Below are 20095 nucleotides of genomic sequence, written 5' to 3'. Positions count from 1 at the left end.
CGTTCTCGGAAGTCGGATCGTAGCCATGTCGTTCTGTGAGCCAAGGAGTTGGTCTTGTGAGTTGTGTTCCTAAGACCGCTTGGCCTCCGACTTGCCGCTGCTGATGTTCGGCGCGGCCGCGACCCGGGTCTCGCTGACCACACTCGGGCTGCTGAACTACATCGCGCCGATCATGCAGTTCATCTGCGGACTGGTGATCTTCCACGAGCAGATGACGTCGATGCGCTGGGCCGGCTTCGGCCTGGTGTGGGTCGCGCTGGCGCTGTTCACCTTCGACAGCATGCACACCCGCCGCCGTACGCTCGCCCTCGAGCGCGCCGCGGTCACCGCCTCCGCGGTCTAGCCGTTCGCCCTCGTCCGGTACGCACCCTCTTGACCCAATCTATTCAGGACATCTAACATCCAGGTTATGAAGATGAACGAGGGCGTCGAGTGGGCCATGCACAGCTGCGTGAACCTCAGCTGGACGACCGGCGCGGCGATCACGGCCAAGCGCCTCGCCGCCTTCTACGACCTGCCGACGGCGTACCTGAACAAGCAGCTCCAGGCGCTGACCCGGGCCGGCATCCTCACCTCGGTCTCCGGACCCAAAGGCGGCTTCCAGCTCGCCCGCGACCCGAAGAACATCAGCCTGCTCGACATCGTGGTCGCCATCGACGGGCCGGACGAGGCCTTCCGCTGCACGCAGATCCTGAAGGCCGGCCCGCACGCCGACCCCTCGGTCGACTACACCCGGTCCTGCCTGATCTCCCAGGCCATGCGCTCCGCCGAGCTCGCCTACCGGCAAGAACTGGCCGCCCAGTCCATCGCCGACATCGCCGCCCGAGTGGTCAGCCACACCCCCGAAGCCCCCGACCGGGTCCGAAACCACTTCACCAACCTGAAGGCCTAGCAACCTTCCCCACTCCACGCGGGCCCGCGCGCTCCCCTTTCCCCTTTTCTGGAGTTGATTCTGGATGTCCAATATCCTCAATAAACCGATGATCCTGGCGCTGCTCGCGTTCGCGCAGCTGATCATCGCGATCGACTACACGATCGTCTTCGTCGCCGTCCCGGACATCGGCCGCGAGCTCGGCTTCGCGCCGCACAATCTGCAATGGGTGGTGAGCGGGTACGCGGTGGTGTTCGGCGGCTTCCTGCTCCTCGGGGGCCGGATGTCCGACCTGCTCGGCCGCCGCCGCATGTTCACCGCCGGCCTGCTGCTCTACGGCGCCTCCTCGCTGGCCGGCGGCTTGGCCACCGACCCCGGCCTGCTGATCGGCTCCCGCGCGGTCCAGGGCTTCGGCGGCGCGGTACTCGCGCCGGCAACGCTCTCCCTGATCGGCACCCTCTTCGAGGAAGGCCGCGAACGCAACCGCGCCTTCTCGATCTGGGGCGCCGCCGGCGGTAGCGGGATGGCGCTCGGCTCACTGCTCGGCGGCGTCCTCACCCAAGCGTTCGGCTGGCCCGCGATCTTCTTCGTCAACGTCCCCCTCGCCGCGATCGGAGTCATCGCCGCCGTACTGCTCCTCCCGGCCGATGGTTCCGCCCACCACGGCCGTCGATTCGACGTACCGGGCGCACTTTCGGCAACCGCGGGCATCACCGCAATCGTCTTCGCCCTCGTCCAGGGCCCGGCGACCGGCTGGAGCACAGTGAGTGTGCTCGCGGGCGTGATCGGCGCCGTACTGCTCGCGCTCTTCGTGATGATCGAGTCGCGCTCGGCCGATCCCCTGCTCCCGTTGGCGTTGCTGCGGATCCGCAACCTGCGGACGGGCGTCAGCGTGATCACGCTCTTCGCGGCAACTCTCGGCCCGCTGCTGTACTTCGAGACGGTCTACTTCCAGGACGTCCACGGCTACAACGCGCTGCAAACCGGGCTCGCCTACCTCGTACCCACCGTCGCGATCTTCGTCGGCGCCAACCTCGGCGGCCGGCTCGCCACCCGCTTCGGCCTGCACGTCACGCTGGCGGCCAGCCTGGTGATCGCGGGCCTCGGCGTCGCGGTGCTCGGGGTGATCATCTCGACCACCGCCTCGTACGCGGTCCTCGTCCCGGCCTTGCTGATCCTCGGGCTCGGCCAGGGCAGCGCGTTCACCACCATGTACGCGGCCGCGTCCACCGGCGTCGCGCCCGAACACCAGGGCATCGGCTCCGGCACCGCCTCAACCGGCCAGCAGGTCGGCAACGCGGTCGGTCTCGCCGTCCTGGTCGCGATCGCGAGCCGGAGCGCCGAACCGATCGACGGCCTCCGCACCGCCATCCTGCTCAGCGCCGCCGGTGTCCTCCTGACCGCCGTCGCAGCCTTCACAGGCCGGAACACCAAAACTCTCGTCCTCAGCAACTGAGCTTCATGAAGTCACCGCTCTACGGGGAGAGAAGAGGAGGTGGGGGCGGCTGAAACTCATGAGGTCGGCGTCGGGCGGGCACTGGGTGGTGGTGACGCATGAGTGGTTCTTGACCCCGGAGGAGCGCGGCAACCCGGCGACCGGCCTCGACGCCAACGGTGCCTGGACCGAGGGAAACCTGGTCCGCCCGCTGGTCCACGGCGCGACCTACTTCCAGCGCCTGTACGACGAGCTGCGCGTCCTCCGTCCAGGCGACCAGGTGTACTTCACCGACTGGCGCGGCGACCCGGACGAAGTACTGACCGACCGGGGCCCGTCGATCGGCGAGGTGCTGTGCGAGCTGGCGAAATCCGGCGTCACGATCCGCGCCTTACTGTGGCGATCGCACTCGGATCATCTCGACTTCAACTCGCAGGAGAACCAGCACTTCGGCACCGAGCTCAACGAAGCGGGCGGTGCCGTCCTGCTGGATCAACGCGTACGAAGGCTGGCCTCGCACCACCAGAAGCTGTTCGTCATCCGGCACCGTGGAAACCCGGCGGCCGATCTCGCCTTCGTCGGCGGGATCGATCTGTGTCACGGGCGCCGGGACGACGTACGCCACCTGGGCGATCCACAAACCGCGCCGATGGATCGACGGTACGGCTCCCGGCCGCCGTGGCACGACGTGATGCTCGAGCTCCGCGGGCCGGTGGTGGGCGACCTGCTGCGGTGCTTCATCGAACGGTGGGACGATCCGCATCCGCTCGATCGGCGGACGCCGTACCGGATGGTGATCCAGCGACTGGCCCGGATGCCCCGGCACCCGGGCGAGCTGCCGGAGACCTTCCCCGATCCACCACCGGCCGGGCCGCACACCGTGCAGGTCCTGCGGACGTACGCGCACAAGCACCCCGGCTTCCCTTTCGCACCGCACGGTGAGTACAGCATCGCGCGCGCGTACTTGAAGGCCTTCCGCCGGGCGAAGTCCCTGATCTACCTGGAAGATCAGTACCTCTGGTCCAACTTGGTAGCCGAAGGTCTCCGGGAAGCGTTGGAGCGATCGCCGGAGCTGCGCATCATCGCGGTCGTACCGCGCTACCCGGACCAGGACGGCCGGGTCAGCGGCCCACCGGCGCGGCATGCCCAACTGGAAGCGCTGCGCCTGCTGGACTCCGATCGGGTCGCGGTCTACGACCTGGAGAACGAGAACGGCGTACCGATCTACGTCCACGCGAAGGTCTGCATCGTCGACGACACCTGGATGACCTGCGGCTCCGACAACTTCAACCGCCGCTCCTGGACCAGTGACAGCGAACTGACCTGCGCCATCGACTCCCCCGAGCTGGCCCGCTCGCTACGATCGCAACTCTGGTCCGAACACCTCTGCACCGACAAAACCGACGAGGCCGATCCCATCACCGGCTTCACCACCTGGCGCGAAACCGCCGCGGAGCTGGACAACTGGTACGCGAATGGTTGCCAAGGGCCACGACCTCCCGGCCGAATCCGCCGGCACCGCCCAGAACCGCTGACCCGCACGCAATCCCTCTGGGCACCCTGGCTGGCCGGCCACCTCTACGACCCCGACGGCCGCAAACACGCGGCCCGCCGCCGCAACACGTTCTGAAGACTCAGACGGAACGGGTGGCGACCAGGTCGCAGAGAGTTTCGAGCGCCTCGCGGCCAGGCCCTTCGGGCACCGTGGTGAGGAGTTTGCGAGCGTCGGCAGCGCGCCGACGGACATCGTCCTCGGCCTGACCGAACGCGGGGTGAGCGCGGAGCAGGTCGAGCGTCTCGGCCAGCCGGGCGTCGTCGGAAAGGTCCGAATCGAGCAGGTCCAGCAGGCGTGCGTCGGTCGGGTCCGTCGGATCCGCCTGGGCGCGGAAGATCAGCACCGGCAACGTCGGTACGCCCTCGCGCAGATCCGTACCAGGGGTCTTGCCGGACTGATCCGACTCGGACGCGATGTCCAGCAGGTCGTCGGCGAGCTGGAAAGCCACCCCGATCTCCTCGCCGAACGCCCGCAGCGACTCCTGGACGTCGTCCGGCGCACCGGCGTACCGGGCCCCGAACAGCGCGGACGTCGCGATCAGCGAACCGGTCTTGTCGGCGACCACCGACAGGTAGTGCTTCAGCGGGTCCTGGCCTTCGCCGACACCCATGGTCTCCCGGATCTGGCCTTCGACCAGACGGCTGAAGGTACGGGCCTGAATCCGGACCGCCTCCGGTCCGAGGTCGGCGACCAGGTCCGACGCCCGCGCGAACAGCCAGTCGCCGGACAGGATCGCGACCGAGTTGTCCCAGCGCGCGTTCGCGGTGGCGGAACCGCGCCGGAGCGCGGCCTCGTCCATCACGTCGTCGTGGTGCAGGGTCGCGACGTGGGTCAGCTCGACCACCACAGCCGCCTTCACCACGTCGTCGACGGCGACCTCGGCAGCTCCGAACTCAGCCGCCAGCAGCACCAGCAGCGGCCGGAACCGCTTGCCGCCGGCAACCATGACGTGCTGCGCCGCCGCCGTGACGAACGGCGCCTCGGACTGGGTCGCATCGAGCAGCGCCTGCTCGACCCGCTCCAGCCCAGCGCGAACCCGGGCCTCGAGCGCCGCGTCGGCGAACTCGAAGCCCAGGCTCTCGGCCGGCAGCGGAGTCGGACTCAACGGATGAACTCACCAGCTCGGGCCGCCAGGTCGAGCACCGGTCCGGGAACCAGACCGAGGACCACCGTGGCAGCGAGACCCAGCGCGACCGCCGACGTGGTCTGCCAACCCGGCAGCGCCACGTCCGGCGAGTCGGCCGGCAGCTCGGAGAAGAACATCAGCACGATCACGCGGACGTAGAAGAACGCGGCGACCACGCTGGACAGCACCGCGACCACGACCAGCGGCCAGGCGCCACCGGTCCAGGCCGCGCTGAAGACCGCCCACTTGCCGGTGAAGCCCGCGGTCAGCGGGATGCCGGCGAAGGACAGCAGGAAGAACGCGAAGATCCCGGCCAGCAGCGGCGACTTCTTGCCGAGGCCGGCCCAGCGGGACAGGTGCGTCGCCTCACCGCCGGCATCGCGGACGAGCGTGATGACCGCGAACGCGCCGATCGTCGGGAAGCCGTACGACACCAGGTAGAACAGCACCGCCTGGGTCGAGGTGATCCCGGTGTGCACGCCGTTCCCGCTCTGGGCGAGCCCGACGAACGCGGTCAGCAGGAAGCCCGCGTGCGCGATCGACGAGTACGCCAGCATCCGCTTCACGTCGGTCTGGGTGATCGCGACGATCGAACCGACCACCATGGTGAGGATCGCGACGACCCACATCATCGGCGCCCAGTCCCAGCGCGAGCCGCCGAGCGCGACGTAGAAGACCCGCATCAGGCCGACGAACGCGGCGATCTTGGTGCAGGCCGCCATGAAGCCGGTGACCGGCGTCGGCGCGCCCTGGTACACGTCCGGGGTCCAGGAGTGGAACGGAACCGCGCCGACCTTGAACAGCAGGCCGACCCCGAGCAGGCCGGTACCGGCCAGCAGGATCGCGTCGCCGCTGGTCTGGGTGGACAGCGCGTCCGAGATGCCGCCGAGCGACATGGTGCCCGCGTACCCGTACAGCAGCGCGATGCCGAAGAGCAGGAACGCCGACGAGAACGCACCGAGCAGGAAGTACTTCATCGCGGCTTCCTGCGAGATCAGCCGGCGACGGCGCGCCAGCCCACAGAGCAGGTACAGCGGCAGCGAGAAGACCTCGAGCGCGACGAACAGCACCAGCAGGTCGTTCGACGCCGCGAACAGCATCATGCCGCCGACCGCGAACATGGTCAGCGGGAAGATCTCGGTGTGCTCGATCCGGGCCGCCGTACCCTCCCGCTCGGCCTCGGAGCCGGGCACGGCAGCGGCCTGGCCCGCGAACGCGGACAGCCCGCCGTCGACCGACCGCTCCGCGAACAGCAGCACGCTGATCAGCGTCAGCGCCAGCAGGATGATCCAGGTGAACAGCGCCGGGCCGTCCACCGAGATCGCGCCCTGGGCGGCGATCAGTGCCTTCTTGCCATGCATCAGGATGCCGGTCAGCACGCCGGCGGCGACCACGGCGACAACGGTGATCGCCAGTTGCACCAGGTGCCGCAGCGGCCGCGGCAGGAACGCCTCGACCAGTACGCCGACACACGCCGCGGCGAAGATCACGAGCAGCGGAGCCAGCTCGTTGTACTCGATCTTCGGCGCTGTGAAGTCTGCCAGCGGCAGCAACATCGCGCTCACTTCTGTCCCTCCGTCACGGGGATCTGCGGTGCCTTGTCAGTCACGCCCACCCGCTGCATGGTCGAGTCGATCGCGGGTTTGATGATGTCGACCACCGGCTTCGGGAAGATTCCCAGGCCGATGATCAGAACCACGAGCGGCGCGATCGCGAGCACCTCACGGGCGTTCAGGTCCTTCAGCTTCTCGATCCCGTCCCGGACCGGGCCGGTCATCGTGCGTTGGTACATCAGCAGGATGTACAGCGCGGCCAGCACGATACCCAGGACGGCGATCACCGCGATCACCTTGTGCCGGCTGAACGTACCGGCCAGCACCATGAACTCGGAGATGAACGGCGACAGGCCGGGCAGCGCCAGGCTGGACAGGCCCGCGAACAGGAACGTCCCGGCCAGCACCGGTGCGACCTTCTCCACTCCGCCGTAGTCGGCTATCCGCGCGGACCCACGCCGGGAGATCAAGTACCCGGCGACCAGGAACAGCGCGGCGGTGGAGAGACCGTGGTTGAACATGTACAGCGTCGAGCCGGTCAGGCCCTGCGACGTCAGCGCGAAGATGCCCATCACGATGAAGCCGAAGTGCGAGATCGAGGTGTACGCGATCAGCCGCTTGATGTCGGTCTGCCCGATCGCCAGCAGCGCGCCGTACAGCACCGAGATCAGCGCCAGGACGAGCACCACCGGGGTCGCCCACTCGGACGCGTTCGGGAACAGGCCGAGACAGAACCGGATCATCCCGAAGGTGCCGATCTTGTCCAGGATGCCGACCAGCAGCACCGACGTCCCCGGCGTCGCCTCACCGGCCGCGTCCGGCAGCCAGGTGTGGAACGGCACCATCGGCGCCTTCACCGCGAAGGCGAAGAAGAAGCCGAGGAACAGCCACCGTTCGGTGTTCTGGCTGATGTCCAGCTTCATCAGGTCGGTCAGCAGGTACGAGGGGGCGCCGTGCTTGGCCGACACCACGTACAGGCCGACGACCGCCGCCAGCATGATCAGACCGCCGAGCAGCGAGTACAGCAGGAACTTCACCGCGGCGTACGAACGCTGCGGGCCGCCGAAGCCACCGATCAGGAAGTACATCGGGATCAGCGTGGCCTCGAACAGTACGTAGAACAGGAACACGTCGGTGGCGCTGAACACGCCGATCGACAGTGCTTCCAGCGCCAGCACCCAGGCGAAGAAGGACTTCTCCGACCAGCGGCCGTGCTCGGCGTCGTTCCAGGACGCGATCAGCACGATCGGCGTCAGCAGCGCGGTCAGCACCACCAGGACGACACCGACACCGTCCAGGCCGAGCGCGTAGTGCGCGCCGAAGGCCTTGATCCAGGTGTGCGTCTCGTTGTAGTCCCCGGCGCCGTTGCGCTGGTAGCCGATCGCGACGATCGCGGTCAGCACCAGCGTGACGAGCGAGAACCCGAGCGCGACCTGCTTGGACAGCAGCGCCTTCGCCCTCGGCACCAGCATCGTCGCGATGGCCCCGACGAGCGGCAGGAGCAGTAACAGGGTCAGCCAACCGATGTTCACGACAACCTCACCGCGAGGAGGGCGACGACCACGAATGCGGCGCCGAAGACCATGCTGAGTGCGTACGAACGGACGAAGCCCGTCTGGTACCGGCGGAGCCGGCCGGACAGACCGCCGAAGAGTGCGGCCAGCCCGTTCACCAGGCCGTCGACGCCCCGGTTGTCGAGCCAGACCAGGGTCCGGGTCAGGTACTGGCCCGGGCGCATCAGGACCGCCTCGTTCAGCGCGTCGCCGTACAGGTCACGCCGGGCCAGCACGGTGACCGGCGAACCGGCCGGCGCCTCCCGCGGGATGTCCTGGCGGTACTTGAGCACCGCGATGACGATGCCGACGGCAACCACCGCGAGGGTGATCAGCGTCATCACCAGCGCGCTGACCGGCGGGTGCGCTTCCTCGTGCCCGACGATCGGCTCCAGCCACTTCACGATCCAGTCGCCGGCGAAGTACAGCGCGCCGCCGCCCAGCGACAGCGCCGCCAGGATGATCAGCGGCCAGGTCATCACCTTCGGCGACTCGTGCGGGTGCACGTCCTCGGCCCAGCGCTTCTTGCCGAAGAACGTCATCAGCATCACCCGGGTCATGTAGAACGCGGTGATGCCGGCGCCGAGCAGCGCGCACAGACCGATCACGGTGTTGTGCGCGAACGCGGCCTCGATGATCTTGTCCTTGCTGAAGAACCCGGCGAACGGCGGGATGCCGAGGATCGCCAGGTACCCGAAGCCGAAGGTGACGAAGGTGACCTTCATCGCCGACCGGAGCGCACCGTAGTGGCGCATGTTCACGTCGTCGTTCATGCCGTGCATGACCGAACCGGCGCCGAGGAACATGTTCGCCTTGAAGAACCCGTGGGTGAGCAGGTGGAAGATCGCGAACACGTACCCGGCCGGGCCGAGGCCCGCGGCGAGCATCATGTAGCCGATCTGGCTCATCGTCGAACCGGCCAGCGCCTTCTTGATGTCGTCCTTGGCGCAACCGATGATCGCGCCGGCCAGCGCGGTGACCGTACCGACGATCACCACCGCGGTGGAGGCCGCGTCGGTGACCGCGTAGATCGCGTGCGAGCGGACCACCAGGTACACACCGGCGGTGACCATGGTCGCCGCGTGGATCAGCGCCGACACCGGGGTCGGGCCTTCCATCGCGTCCAGCAGCCAGGACTGCAGCGGCACCTGCGCGGACTTGCCGCAGGCCGCCAGCAGCAGCATCAGGCCGAGCAGCGTCGCCCAGGTGTGCGAGAGCTGGCCGGCGCCGGCGTTCACGACCCCGAAGGCCGAGGAGCCGAACAGCGCCCACATGCTCATCACCGCGAGCGAGAGGCCGATGTCACCGACCCGGTTCACCACGAAGGCCTTCTTGGCCGCGACCGCCGCCGAGTTCTTGTGCTGCCAGAACCCGATCAGCAGGTACGAGGCCAGACCGACGCCCTCCCAGCCGACGAACACCAGCAGGTAATCGGCCGCCAGCACGAGCAGCAGCATCGACGCGATGAACAGGTTCAGGTACCCGAAGAACCGGCGCCGCCGCGGATCGTGCTCCATGTAGCCGATCGAGTAGATGTGGATCAGCGAACCCACACCGGTGATCAGCAGCACGAACAGGATCGACAGCGGGTCGATCAGCAGGGTGAAGTCGACCTTGATGTGGCCGACCGAGAACCACTCGAACAGCCGGACCGTCTCGGACCGCTCTTCGCCGGACTTGCCGTTCATCTGGACGAACAGCACCACGCCGAGGGCGAACGAGATCACCGGCGCCAGGGTGCCGAGCAGGTGACCCCACGCGTTGGTGGCCTTGCCACCGAGCAGCAGGATCGCCGCCGACACCGCCGGTACCGCGACCAGCAGCCAGGTCAGCTCATGACTCATCGGTTGCTACCTCAGTACTTGAGCAGGTTGGCGTCGTCGACCGAGGCCGAGCGACGGGTGCGGAAGATGGCCATGATGATGGCCAGGCCGATGACCACCTCGGCCGCGGCCACCACCATCACGAAGAAGGCGGCGATCTGGCCGTCGAGGTTGCCGTGCTGGCGGGCGAAGCTGACGAACGCGAGGTTGGTCGCGTTCAGCATCAGCTCGACGCACATGAAGACGACGATCGCGTTCCGGCGGACGAGCACGCCGAGCGCCCCGATGCTGAACAGGATCGCCGCGAGCACGATGTACGGCTCGGTGGTCACTTCTTCTCCTCCTGTCCGACGAAACCGGTGGTGTCGGTGCTCTCAGCCTCGGACGGGTACGCGTCCCCGAGTTCGAGCTCGCGCACCTCTTCGACGTCGGCGCGCTCCCGGTCTTCGGGGAACACGGTGCCACGTGCCTGCAGCACCCGCGAAACCGAGGTGGGTGCGATCGACCCGTCCGGCAGCAGCGCCGGGGTATCGACGGCGTTGTGCCGGGCCAGCACACCGGGGGTCGGCAGCGGACCGGGGTGGATGCCCTGCTCCGCGTACTTGCGAATCCGCTCCTCGGCGTGGTCGCGCTGCGTCCGCTTCTTGGTCAGCCGCTCGCGGTGGGCCAGCATCATGGCACCCATCGCCGCGGTGATCAGCAGCGCCGAGGTGACCTCGAAGGCCCAGACGTACTTGCCGAACAGCAGTGCCGCGATCGCCTTCGGGTTACCGTCCGGCTGCGCGTCGGCCAGCCCCAGCGGGTTGCCGAAGGCAGCGCTGCCGACGGCCGCGACCACCAGGATGCCGAAGCCGAGGAACGCGATCCCGGCCAGCAGCCGCTGACCCCGGATCGTCTCCACCAGCGAGTCGGACGCGTCCACGCCGACCAGCATCAGTACGAACAGGAACAGCATCAGGATCGCGCCGGTGTAGACGATGATCTGGACCGCGAACAGGAACGGCGCGTCCTGCGCCGCGTACTGGATCGCCAGGCAGATCATCACGGTCGCCAGCAGCAGGGCCGAGTGCACGGCCTTGCGGACCAGCACCATCCCGATCGCGGCCAGGATCATGACCGGCGCGAGCAGCCAGAAGGCGACCTGCGGCCCGGTGACCAATCCGATCATTTGGTGTCACTTCCTTCGGCCTTCACAGCGGCGCCGGTGAGCCCGAGGTAGTAGTCCTTCTCGGTCTTGCCCAGCTGCATGTCGTGCGGCGGCTCCTGCATGCCCGGGAGCATCGGCGCCAGCAGGTCCTTCTTCTCGTAGATGAGGGACTCGCGGCTGGTGTCGGCCAGCTCGTACTCGTTGGTCATGGTGAGCGCCCGGGTCGGGCAGGCCTCGATGCACAGACCGCAGAGGATGCAGCGCAGGTAGTTGATCTGGTACACGCGCCCGTACCGCTCGCCCGGCGAGAACCGGCCGCCCTCGGTGTTGTCGGCGCCTTCGACGTAGATCGCGTCCGCGGGGCAGGCCCACGCGCACAGCTCACAGCCGATGCACTTCTCCAGCCCGTCCGGCCAGCGGTTCAGCTGGTGCCGGCCGTGGAACCGTGGCGCGGTCGGCTTCTTCTCGAACGGGTACTGCTCGGTGAACACCTTGCGGAACATCGTCCGGAAGGTGACCCCGAACCCGGCGACCGGATCCCAGAGGGACTCTTTGACACTAGCCACGACTGCCTGCCTTCGATGTCGGCTCGGACTGTTGACCGGAGATCGGTGGTGGCACCGGGAAGCCGCCGGCGAACGCATCGAAGTCCTTCGCGCGGTCCGCCTCGGTCGGCTGCTCCGGCTTCGGCTTCTGCGGGACGAACATGCTGATCACCGCGAGCACCAGCACCACCGCGGCCGCGACCAGCAGCGTGGTCCGGCTGAAGTTGGTCTCCCGGCCGACCGCGCGCACGGTGGCGACCAGCAGGATCCAGACCAGCGAGACCGGGATCAGGATCTTCCAGCCGAGCTTCATGAACTGGTCGTAGCGCAGCCGCGGCAGCGTTCCGCGCAGCCAGATGTAGAAGAAGATGAAGCACATCATCTTGCCCAGGAACCACAGCACCGGCCAGTACCCGGAGTTCGCGCCGTCCCAGAGCGAGATCGGCCACGGGGCCCGCCAGCCGCCCAGGAACAGCGTGGTGGCCAGCGCCGACACGGTCGCCATGTTGATGTACTCGGCCAGGAAGAACATCGCGTACTTGATCGAGGAGTACTCGGTCAGGAAGCCCGCGACCAGTTCACCCTCGGCTTCGGGGAGGTCGAACGGTGCCCGGTTCGTCTCGCCGATCATCGAGATCACGTAGATCACGAACGACGGGAAGAGCAGGAACGCGTACCAGCCCGGGAGCGGTATCGACGCCCCGAACCAGTGCACGGTCTGGTGCGACTGCGCGGCCACGATCTCCGAGGTGGACATCGAGCCGGCGAACAGGAACACCGTCACCAGCGCCAGGCCCATCGCGACCTCGTACGAGATCATCTGCGCGCTGGACCGGAGGCCACCGAGCAGCGAGTACGTCGAGTTCGAGGACCAGCCGCCGAGCACGATGCCGTAGATGCCGATCGAGGCGATCGCCATCACGTACAGCACCGAAACCGGCAGGTCGGTGAGCTGCAGCCGGGTGTACGTGTCGGTGAACGGGATCTTCACGGTCGGGCCGAACGGGATCACCGCGAAGGTGAGGAAGGCCGGGATCGCGACGATGGCCGGAGCCAGTACGAAGACGAACCGGTCGACGCCCTTCGGCATCAGGTCTTCCTTCAGCATCAGCTTGACGCCGTCGGCCAGCGACTGCAGCAGACCCGCCGGGCCGTGCACGTTCGGGCCGATCCGGTGCTGCATCCGCGCCACGACCCGGCGTTCCCACCAGATGTTGAAGAGCGTCAGTACCACCAGGAAGACGAAGATGAACAGCACCTTGATGAGAATGACCCACCAAGGATCGTGTCCGACCCCGGCATCCGGCACCGCGAGTGGGATGGTCATGCGTTCCCTCCGGCGATCGTCACGATCGAGCCATGGTCTGCGTGCAGCGACCGGCGGACGTGGGAGTCGGCCGAGTTGGTCGGCAGCCAGACCACGTTGTCGGTCATCGGGGTGATCAGCACCGGCAGCCGGACGGACCCGGCGTCGGTGCTCACCACCAGCTCGTCGGAGTCGGCGACGCCGATCCGGTGCGCGGTGGTGCGGGAGATCCGGGCCACCGGCGTCCGCGCGGTCGCGGTCAGGTGCGGCTCACCGTCGCAGGCGCGGCTGTCGTCGATCAGCATCCGCCAGGTCGCCAGCCGGGTCGAGTCGAACGCCCCGAGCGGCGGCGCCGGGTGGTACCCCGGCTCCTGCGCGCGGTCGCCGTCCCAGCGGCCGAGCTCGTCCAGCTCGCGCTTGGCGCCGTCCGGCGTGGCGAACCCGAGCGGGGTACCCATCTCCTGCGCCAGCGCGGCCAGCGCGCGGACGTCCGGCATCGCGGCCGGCTGCTTGAGCACCACCGGGAACGGCCGCTCGCGGCCCTCCCAGTTCACGAACGTGCCGGACTTCTCCACCGGCGGAACCACCGGGAAGACGACATCGGCGAACTCGGTCACCTGCGAGTTGCGGACCTCGAAGCTGACCACGAACGGCGCGGCCTCGAGCGCGGCCAGCGCCGCGGCCGGGTCCGGCAGGTCGTCGATCTCGACACCCGCGACCACCAGCGCGCCGAGGCCGCCGGCGTTCTCGAGGATGCCGGTCAGGTCCTTGCCGGTCTCGGCCGGCAGGTGCTCGACGCCCCAGGCGGCCTGCAGGTCGACCCGCGCCTGCGGGTCGCTGACCAGCCGGCCACCAGGCAGCAGGCCCGGCAGGCAGCCGGCCTCGAGCGCGGCCCGGTCACCCGCACGGCGCGGAATCCAGGCCAGTTGCGCACCGGTGTCCAGCGCCAGCCGCAGCGCGGTCGAGTACCCGCCCGGTACGCTCGCCAGCCGCTCGCCGACGATGATGATCGAGTCCGGACCGAGCGCTGCCCGGGCGGCTGCCCCGGCCTCACCGGTGTTGCCCAGGTCGGCCAGCACAGCGGCTTCGGTGCCCGGCGAGGCCGGTACGACCACGCCGTCCAGCTTCTCGATGCCGCGCGATCCGTACGCCGCGAGCGTGAACACCTTGGTGCCGTGCGACCGGACACCCTTGCGGATGCGGAGGAACACCGACGGCGCCTCTTCTTCGGGCTCGAACCCGACGAACAGCACGCTGCCGGCCTTCTCCAGATCGGCGAAGGTGGTGCCCAGGCCGGTACCGGCGACCGCGGCGGCGAGGAAGTCCGCCTCCTCCGCGGAGTGCGGCCGGGCCCGGAAGTCGATGTCGTTGCTGCCCAGTGCGACCCGCGCGAACTTCGAGTACGCGTACGCGTCCTCGAGCGTCAGCCGGCCACCGGTCAGCACCCCCGCGTTCCCACGCGCCGCGGCCAGCTTCGCGCCCGCGAAGGAGATCGCCTCCGGCCAGGACGCCGGCCGCAGCTCGCCGTCCTCGCGGATCATCGGGTAGGTCAGCCGGTCACCGGTGGTCGCGTACTGGAACGCGAACCGGTCCTTGTCCGAGATCCACTCCTCGTTCACCTGCGGGTCGTCACCGGACAGCCGGCGCATCACCTTGCCGCGCCGGTAGTCGACCCGGATCGCCGCACCGGACGAGTCGTGCTCGGCCACCGACGGCACCGACACCAGGTCGAACGGCCGCGAGCGGAACCGGTACGCCGCGCTGGTCAGCGCGCCGACCGGGCAGATCTGGATGGTGTTGCCGGAGAAGTAGCTCTCGAACGGCTCCTTCTCGTAGATGCCGACCTGCTGCAGCGCGCCGCGCTCGATCAGCGCGATGAACGGGTCACCGGCGATCTGCTCGGAGAACCGGGTGCAGCGCGCGCAGAGGATGCAGCGCTCCCGGTCCAGCAGTACCTCGGCCGAGATGTTGATCGGCTTCGGGTAGGTCCGCTTCACACCGTGCGTCTCGGCGAACCGGGACTCACCGCCACCATTGGTCATCGCCTGGTTCTGCAGCGGGCACTCGCCGCCCTTGTCGCAGACCGGGCAGTCCAGCGGGTGGTTGATCAGCAGGAACTCCATGTTCCCGTGCTGGGCCTTGTCGGCCACCGGCGAGCTGACCTGGGTCTTGATCACCATGCCGTCGGCAACCGTCAGCGTGCAGGACGCCTGCGGCTTCGGCATCCCGCGGCCGTTGCCGGCGTCGGTGACCTCGACCAGGCACTGCCGGCAGGCACCGACCGGGTCGAGCAGCGGGTGGTCGCAGAACCGCGGGATCTGGATCCCGATCTGCTCCGCGGCCCGGATCGCCAGGCTGTTCTTCGGAACCTTCACCTCGATGCCGTCGATGGTGACCGTCACAGCGTCATCAGGGGCGGTCCGCTCCACTGCTCCACTGCCGGCCGGTGGGTTGGCTTGGATCGTCATGCGCTAGCTCCAGCAGTCGCGAAGACAGTGCTTGCCATCGGGTCGAACGGGCAGCCGCCGTGCTCGAAGTGCGCCAGGTACTCGTCCTTGAAGTGCTGGATCGAGCTGGTGATCGGCGCGGTGGCACCGTCGCCGAGCGCACAGAACGACCGGCCGAGGATGTTCTCGGACAGGTCGAGCAGCGTCTCCAGGTCCTCCTCGGACCCCTTGCCCTGCTCCAGCCGCTCGAGGATCTGCACCAGCCACCAGGTGCCCTCACGGCAGGGCGTGCACTTGCCGCAGGACTCGTGCTTGTAGAACTCGGTCCAGCGCAGTACGGACCGCACCACGCACACCGAGTCGTCGAAGATCTGCAGCGCCTTGGTACCGAGCATGGACCCGACCGAGCCGACGCCCTCGTAGTCCAGCGGCACGTCCAGGTGCTCACTGGTCAGCAGCGGCGTGGACGAGCCACCCGGTGTCCAGAACTTCAGCTGATGCCCGGCCCGGACACCGCCGGCCAGGTCGAGCAGCTCGCGCAGCGTGATGCCGAGCGGCGCCTCGTACTGGCCCGGGCGGGTGACGTGGCCGGACAGCGAGTACAGCGTCATGCCCTTGGACTTCTCGGTGCCCATCGAGGAGAACCAGTCCGCGCCGTTCTTGATGATGACGGGAACGGATGCGATCGACTCGACGTTGTTGATGACAGTGGGGCAGCCGTACAAGCCCGCGACCGCGGGGAAGGGGGGACGCAGCCGAGGTTGACCGCGACGTCCTTCGAGCGAGTCCAGCAGCGCCGTTTCCTCGCCACAGATGTAGGCGCCGGCGCCGGCGTGCACGATCACGTCCAGGTCGTAGCCGCTGCCGAGGATGTTCGTACCGATGTAGCCGGCGTCCTTGGCTTCCTGGACCGCCTGCTGCAGCCGGCGGATCACGTGCAGGACCTCACCACGGACATAGATGAACGCGGCCGACGCGCGGATCGCGTAGGACGCGATGATGACGCCCTCGACCAGCGTGTGCGGCGAGGCCATCATCAGCGGGATGTCCTTGCAGGTGCCCGGCTCGGACTCGTCCGCGTTCACCACCAGGTACTTCGGCTTCGGGTTGTCCTGCGGGATGAACGACCACTTCATCCCGGTCGGGAAGCCGGCGCCACCACGGCCGCGCAGACCGGAGTCCTTGACCGTGGCGACCACGTCGGCCGGCTGCATCGCGAGCGCCTTGCGGAGCGCGTCGTACCCGCCGGACCGCTGGTACGAGTTCAGCTGCCAGGACTTGATCTGATCCCAGTTGTCGGACAGCACCGGTGTCAGCACAGACGTCATGGTCAGTCCTCCTTCCGGGAGTCGTCGGAACGCACGGCCTGGGACTCACGGCCCGGCTGGTCCTCCGGGCGCGGGCCCGGCGGGGTCTCCAGCGGCGCCGGAGTGCCGCCGTTGCCGCCCGGGGCGGTCCAGTTGCGTTCGCGGGCCAGCCGCAGGCCGGCCAGCGTGGCCTTGCCGCCGGTCGGGCCCTCGTCGGCGCGGCCGTCCGGGAACCCGGCCAGCACCCGCTCGGCCTCGCGCCAGGTGCAGATGGTGGCGCCGCGCGGCGACTTCACCTCGGTACCGTCGCGCAGGTCGTCGACCAGCTGGGTCGCGCTCTCCGGCGTCATGTCGTCGAAGAACTCCCAGTTCACCATCATCACCGGCGCGTAGTCGCAGGCGGCGTTGCACTCGAGGTGCTCGAGGGTGATCTTGCCGTCCTCGGTGGTCTCGTCGTTGCCGACGTCCAGGTGCTGCTTCAGCCGGTCGAAGATCAGGTCGCCGCCCATCACCGCGCAGAGCGTGTTGGTGCAGACGCCGACGTGGTACTCGCCGACCGGACGGCGCTTGTACATCGTGTAGAAGGTGGCCACCGCCGACACCTCGGCACCGGTCTGGCCGAGGATCTCGGCACACACCTCGATGCCCTCGGGGGTGATCCGGCCCTCGACCGACTGCACCAGGTGCAGCATCGGCAGCAGCGCTGACCGCGCCTCCGGGTACCGGGCCGCGATCTCGCGCAGCTCGGCGACCGTGGTCTCGGTGATCTTGGAGTCGCCGGTGCTGTAGGGCACCGTCGTCTCGCTGTTCGTCGTGTGGTTCTCGGCCATTTAGCGGTCCACTCCACCCATCACCGGGTCAAGGCTGGCGACGGCGACGATCACGTCGGCGACCTGGCCGCCCTCGCACATGATCGGCATCGCCTGCAGGTTTGCGAAGGACGGGTCACGGAAGTGCACCCGGTACGGCTTGGTGCCGCCGTCGGAGACGACGTGCGCGCCGAGTTCACCGCGCGGCGACTCGATCGCCACGTACGCCTGGCCGGCCGGCACCCGGAAGCCCTCGGTGACCAGCTTGAAGTGATGGATCAGCGCTTCCATCGACTCGCCCATGATGTGCTTGATGTGGTCGAGGGAGTTGCCCATGCCGTCGGAGCCGACCGCCAGCTGGCTCGGCCAGCCGATCTTCTTGTCCGCCACCATCACCGGCTCGCCGTCCATCTTCTCCAGCCGGTCGGCGCACTGCTCGACGATCTTCAGCGACTCGTGCATCTCCTGCAGCCGGACCCGGAACCGTCCGTACGAGTCCGAGGTGTCCCAGGTCGGTACGTCGAAGTCGTACGTCTCGTAGCCGCAGTACGGCTGGGACTTGCGCAGGTCCAGCGCGTACCCGGTCGAGCGCACCGTCGGGCCGGAGATGCCGAGCGCCATGCAGCCGGCCAGGTCCAGATAGCCGACGTTGCCCAGCCGGGCCTTGAAGATCGGGTTCGCGTTGCACAGCTCCGCGTACTCCGGGAGGTGCTTGTTCATCCAGGTGATGTACTCGCGGATCTTGTCCAGCGCGCCCGGCGGCAGGTCCTGGGCGACACCGCCCGGCCGGATGAACGCGTGGTTCATCCGCAGGCCGGTGATCAGCTCGAACAGGTCGAGCGTCATCTCCCGCTCACGGAAGCCGATCGTCATCACCGTCAGCGCACCGATCTCCATACCGCCGGTGGCGATACAGACCAGGTGGCTGCTGATCCGGTTGAGCTCCATCAGGAGCACCCGCATCACGTTGGCCTTCTCCGGGATCTGGTCCTCGATCCCGAGCAGCTTCTCGACCGCGAGGCAGTACGCCGCCTCGTTGTAGAACGGCGACAGGTAATCCATCCGGGTGACGAACGTGACGCCCTGCGTCCAGGAGCGGAACTCCATGTTCTTCTCGATGCCGGTGTGCAGGTAGCCGATGCCGCAGCGGGCCTCGGTCACGTTCTCACCGTCGAGCTCGAGAATCAGCCGGAGCACGCCGTGCGTGGACGGGTGCTGCGGGCCCATGTTGACGACGACGCGCTCTTCCGGCTCCTCGCCGAGACCGGAGACGACCAAGTCCCAGTCCTGGCCGGTGACCGTGAAGACCTTGCCCTCGGTGGTGTCCCGAGTGGTCGCGTACGGGTCGGTAGTGGTCATTAGTTGTACGACCTCCGCGTGTCGGGCGGTGGGATGACAGCGCCCTTGTACTCGACGTCGATGCCGCCGAGCGGGTAGTCCTTGCGCTGCGGGTGGCCCGGCCAGTCGTCGGGCATCTGAATCCGGGTCAGCGCCGGGTGACCGTCGAAGACGATCCCGAAGAAGTCCCAGGTCTCGCGCTCGTGCCAGTCGTTGGCCGGGTACACCGAGACGATCGACGGGATGTGCGGGTCGGCGTCCGGCGCCGACACCTCCAGCCGGATCCGGCGGTTGTTGGTGATCGACAGGAAGTGGTACACGGCGTGCAGCTCGCGACCGGTCTCGTTCGGGTAGTGCACCCCGCTGACGCCGGAGCAGAACTCGAACCGCAGCGCCTCATCGTCCCGCAGGTGCTTGCAGACCTCGACCAGCCGCTCGCGCTTGATGTGCAGCGTCAGCTCGCCGCGGTCGACGACCACCTTCTCGATCGCGTCCTCGCCGGCCAGGCCTTCCAGCCGGTCCACCGCGCCGTCGAACCAGGAGCCGAACGGGCGCGGGGTGCTGCCGGGCAGCGCGATCTGGCGCTGCAGGCCACCGAAACCGGAGGTGTCACCGGTGCCGCGGACGCCGAACATGCCCTCGCGCTGGTCGATCACCTCGGCCTGCGGAGTCTGCGCGTCACTCGCCGCCGACGTCGCCGGCAAGTTCTCGGGCTGAGAGTCGCTCACCGGAGCAGCCCCTTCATCTCGATCGTCGGCGCCGCGACCAGGGCCGCCGCCTCCTGCTCGGTCTGCAGCGCCTTCTTGTGCGCGCCGAGCTTCATGTGCTGGATCTGGTCGTGGATCTTCAGGAACGCGTCCAGCAGCATCTCCGGCCGCGGCGGGCAGCCGGGCAGGTACATGTCGACCGGGACCACGTGGTCCACGCCCTGCACGATCGCGTAGTTGTTGAACATGCCGCCGGAGGAGGCGCAGACACCCATCGCCAGCACCCACTTCGGGCCGGGCATCTGGTCGTAGATCTGGCGCAGTACCGGAGCCATCTTCTGGCTCACCCGGCCGGCCACGATCATCAGGTCGGCCTGCCGCGGCGACGCCCGGAAGACCTCCATGCCGAACCGGGCGGCGTCGTAGCGCGGTGCGCCGGTGGTCATCATCTCGATCGCGCAGCAGGCCAGCCCGAAGGTTGCCGGCCACAACGAGGCCTTGCGCATGTAGCCGAGCAGTCCTTCGACGGTGCTCAGCAGTACGCCGGCCGGAAGCTGTTCCTCAAGACCCATG

At 68.3% G+C, this 20095-nt stretch carries 17 protein-coding genes; 3 read left to right on the top strand and 14 right to left on the bottom strand.

Annotated elements, in window-relative coordinates:
* Positions 1-409 precede the first annotated feature (409 nt).
* The 3 genes from ABD260_RS29805 (at position 410) to ABD260_RS29795 (ending at position 3936) form a co-directional block, all read left to right on the top strand.
* Positions 410-892, top strand: a complete 483-nt coding sequence (locus ABD260_RS29805) for an RrF2 family transcriptional regulator (RefSeq protein WP_344238806.1) — start codon at positions 410-412, stop codon at positions 890-892.
* A 64-nt stretch (positions 893-956) separates the two neighbouring features.
* Positions 957-2327, top strand: a complete 1371-nt coding sequence (locus ABD260_RS29800; protein WP_344238804.1) for an MFS transporter — start codon at positions 957-959, stop codon at positions 2325-2327.
* Between the two features lie 58 nt (positions 2328-2385).
* Positions 2386-3936, top strand: a complete 1551-nt coding sequence (locus ABD260_RS29795) for a phospholipase D-like domain-containing protein (RefSeq protein ID WP_344238802.1) — start codon at positions 2386-2388, stop codon at positions 3934-3936.
* 4 nt (positions 3937-3940) lie between these two features.
* Here the strand turns inward: ABD260_RS29795 and ABD260_RS29790 are convergent, their stop codons facing one another.
* The 14 genes from ABD260_RS29790 to ABD260_RS29725 are packed head-to-tail and all read right to left on the bottom strand — an operon-like array spanning position 3941 to position 20094.
* The gene (locus ABD260_RS29790) at positions 3941-4966 is read right to left on the bottom strand and encodes a polyprenyl synthetase family protein (protein WP_344238800.1); all 1026 of its coding nucleotides are present in this window, start codon (positions 4964-4966) and stop codon (positions 3941-3943) included.
* Positions 4963-6543, bottom strand: a complete 1581-nt coding sequence (nuoN, locus tag ABD260_RS29785; protein WP_344238920.1) for an NADH-quinone oxidoreductase subunit NuoN — start codon at positions 6541-6543, stop codon at positions 4963-4965. Before nuoN ends, ABD260_RS29790 begins: the two co-directional genes overlap by 4 nt.
* Before the next feature lie 5 nt (positions 6544-6548).
* The gene (locus ABD260_RS29780; RefSeq protein ID WP_344238798.1) at positions 6549-8072 is read right to left on the bottom strand and encodes an NADH-quinone oxidoreductase subunit M; all 1524 of its coding nucleotides are present in this window, start codon (positions 8070-8072) and stop codon (positions 6549-6551) included.
* On the bottom strand, positions 8069-9937 hold the full coding sequence (gene nuoL / locus ABD260_RS29775) for an NADH-quinone oxidoreductase subunit L (protein ID WP_344238796.1): 1869 nt from the start codon (positions 9935-9937) through the stop codon (positions 8069-8071). Before nuoL ends, ABD260_RS29780 begins: the two co-directional genes overlap by 4 nt.
* Positions 9938-9948: 11 nt before the next feature.
* Positions 9949-10248, bottom strand: a complete 300-nt coding sequence (nuoK, locus tag ABD260_RS29770; protein ID WP_130384807.1) for an NADH-quinone oxidoreductase subunit NuoK — start codon at positions 10246-10248, stop codon at positions 9949-9951.
* Positions 10245-11084 carry an NADH-quinone oxidoreductase subunit J gene (locus ABD260_RS29765; protein WP_344238794.1) on the bottom strand — a complete coding sequence of 280 codons (840 nt, stop codon included), beginning with the start codon at positions 11082-11084 and terminating at the stop codon, positions 10245-10247. The genes nuoK and ABD260_RS29765 overlap by 4 nt, the downstream gene beginning before the upstream one ends.
* A complete protein-coding gene (gene nuoI, locus ABD260_RS29760; protein WP_344238792.1) occupies positions 11081-11629 on the bottom strand; it encodes an NADH-quinone oxidoreductase subunit NuoI in 549 nt (182 codons plus the stop codon). Before nuoI ends, ABD260_RS29765 begins: the two co-directional genes overlap by 4 nt.
* Positions 11622-12935 carry an NADH-quinone oxidoreductase subunit NuoH gene (gene nuoH, locus ABD260_RS29755; protein ID WP_344238790.1) on the bottom strand — a complete coding sequence of 438 codons (1314 nt, stop codon included), beginning with the start codon at positions 12933-12935 and terminating at the stop codon, positions 11622-11624. Before nuoH ends, nuoI begins: the two co-directional genes overlap by 8 nt.
* Positions 12932-15382 (bottom strand): NADH-quinone oxidoreductase subunit G, encoded by a 2451-nt coding sequence (locus tag ABD260_RS29750; protein ID WP_344238788.1) that lies wholly within the window; start codon positions 15380-15382, stop codon positions 12932-12934. Before ABD260_RS29750 ends, nuoH begins: the two co-directional genes overlap by 4 nt.
* Positions 15379-16689, bottom strand: coding sequence for an NADH-quinone oxidoreductase subunit NuoF (gene nuoF / locus ABD260_RS29745; RefSeq protein WP_344238786.1), 1311 nt, complete (start codon positions 16687-16689; stop codon positions 15379-15381). Before nuoF ends, ABD260_RS29750 begins: the two co-directional genes overlap by 4 nt.
* Before the next feature lie 2 nt (positions 16690-16691).
* Complete coding sequence (gene nuoE / locus ABD260_RS29740) at positions 16692-17498, bottom strand: NADH-quinone oxidoreductase subunit NuoE (RefSeq protein WP_344238784.1); 807 nt, start codon at positions 17496-17498, stop codon at positions 16692-16694.
* The gene (locus tag ABD260_RS29735; RefSeq protein ID WP_344238782.1) at positions 17499-18836 is read right to left on the bottom strand and encodes an NADH-quinone oxidoreductase subunit D; all 1338 of its coding nucleotides are present in this window, start codon (positions 18834-18836) and stop codon (positions 17499-17501) included.
* Complete coding sequence (locus ABD260_RS29730) at positions 18836-19543, bottom strand: NADH-quinone oxidoreductase subunit C (protein WP_425553423.1); 708 nt, start codon at positions 19541-19543, stop codon at positions 18836-18838. The genes ABD260_RS29735 and ABD260_RS29730 overlap by 1 nt, the downstream gene beginning before the upstream one ends.
* Positions 19540-20094 carry a NuoB/complex I 20 kDa subunit family protein gene (locus tag ABD260_RS29725; protein ID WP_344238780.1) on the bottom strand — a complete coding sequence of 185 codons (555 nt, stop codon included), beginning with the start codon at positions 20092-20094 and terminating at the stop codon, positions 19540-19542. Before ABD260_RS29725 ends, ABD260_RS29730 begins: the two co-directional genes overlap by 4 nt.
* Position 20095: the final 1 nt, after the last annotated feature.

Source organism: Kribbella hippodromi (assembly GCF_039531045.1).
Taxonomy (GTDB): domain Bacteria; phylum Actinomycetota; class Actinomycetes; order Propionibacteriales; family Kribbellaceae; genus Kribbella; species Kribbella hippodromi.
Note: the sequence above shows the minus strand (reverse complement) of the source record. Positions and strands in the feature narration are given on the sequence as shown.

What these genes read in the sequence shown, in the direction of transcription:
- ABD260_RS29805 (WP_344238806.1), top strand. Translation starts at nt 410, where the DNA reads ATGAAGATGAACGAGGGCGTCGAGTGGGCCATGCACAGCTGCGTGAAC.
- ABD260_RS29800 (WP_344238804.1), top strand. Translation starts at nt 957, where the DNA reads ATGTCCAATATCCTCAATAAACCGATGATCCTGGCGCTGCTCGCGTTC.
- ABD260_RS29795 (WP_344238802.1), top strand. Translation starts at nt 2,386, where the DNA reads ATGAGGTCGGCGTCGGGCGGGCACTGGGTGGTGGTGACGCATGAGTGG.
- nuoN (WP_344238920.1), bottom strand. Translation starts at nt 6,543, where the DNA reads ATGTTGCTGCCGCTGGCAGACTTCACAGCGCCGAAGATCGAGTACAAC.
- nuoL (WP_344238796.1), bottom strand. Translation starts at nt 9,937, where the DNA reads ATGAGTCATGAGCTGACCTGGCTGCTGGTCGCGGTACCGGCGGTGTCG.
- ABD260_RS29765 (WP_344238794.1), bottom strand. Translation starts at nt 11,084, where the DNA reads ATGATCGGATTGGTCACCGGGCCGCAGGTCGCCTTCTGGCTGCTCGCG.
- nuoH (WP_344238790.1), bottom strand. Translation starts at nt 12,935, where the DNA reads ATGACCATCCCACTCGCGGTGCCGGATGCCGGGGTCGGACACGATCCT.
- ABD260_RS29750 (WP_344238788.1), bottom strand. Translation starts at nt 15,382, where the DNA reads ATGACGATCCAAGCCAACCCACCGGCCGGCAGTGGAGCAGTGGAGCGG.
- nuoF (WP_344238786.1), bottom strand. Translation starts at nt 16,689, where the DNA reads ATGACGTCTGTGCTGACACCGGTGCTGTCCGACAACTGGGATCAGATC.
- nuoE (WP_344238784.1), bottom strand. Translation starts at nt 17,498, where the DNA reads ATGGCCGAGAACCACACGACGAACAGCGAGACGACGGTGCCCTACAGC.
- ABD260_RS29735 (WP_344238782.1), bottom strand. Translation starts at nt 18,836, where the DNA reads ATGACCACTACCGACCCGTACGCGACCACTCGGGACACCACCGAGGGC.
- ABD260_RS29725 (WP_344238780.1), bottom strand. Translation starts at nt 20,094, where the DNA reads ATGGGTCTTGAGGAACAGCTTCCGGCCGGCGTACTGCTGAGCACCGTC.